The organism is Paenibacillus oryzae (genome assembly GCF_001675045.1).
GTDB classification, from domain to species: Bacteria; Bacillota; Bacilli; order Paenibacillales; family Paenibacillaceae; genus Pristimantibacillus; species Pristimantibacillus oryzae.
The window spans coordinates 1-623 of sequence record NZ_LYPA01000059.1 but is presented as its reverse complement, the minus strand read 5'-3'; the positions used below and the strand labels follow the sequence as shown (position 1 = coordinate 623).

General features: G+C 40.6%; 1 pseudogene. It reads right to left on the bottom strand.

The annotated features are described in order from the left end of the window. Nucleotides 1-276 precede the first annotated feature (276 nt). Nucleotides 277-381 (bottom strand): annotated as a pseudogene (locus tag A7K91_RS27075) (cytochrome b6); the annotation flags it as partial. Nucleotides 382-623 lie beyond the last annotated feature (242 nt).

The following is a 623-nucleotide window of genomic DNA, read 5'->3' as shown; positions in this document are numbered from 1 at the left end:
CATTCAGGGAAATCTGGGAACAACTGCGATCGGAAGAACTTTTCACACGCCGGCCTACACCGCTGAAACTCTTTTGTTCAACTTATATAGCAGCTCCGCCTCGTTTTGATTATTGCACAGAGCACTCCATATCTATATTAGGCGCGATTCAAAAATACTCCCATCATAGTCATACGCGCATCAATTCGCCCTTCTGCGGAGCTTTCTTACAACAAAATAAATAGCCATACCGAATAAAAGCAATCCCGAGACCTCTAGCACCATTCTCACAGGTTCTATTGCAATCCCAAATGCAACCTTCTGCTGGAGGTAATCCACTGAGTCATACGAATTGATAATATCCGGAACGTAATTATTAGTAAGGTACATCCCCCGAAGCGCCAGTATGATGTAATAAACAAAAACAAAAGCTACGCCCACTAAAAAAGCACGAACGACAGATCGTTTCATTTTTTTAAAACCTCCTTCATTCTAAAATAGCCTCTCGGCATTCGCCAAGGCAGATGGGACAAGGGATTCCTTGAACCATCATTATTAGCATACTCCTACTTATGTAGGGGGATTTTTACATTCATTGTTATTTTCATTATGGAAAATAGTTTAGATTTTTTTGGTTATTTGCC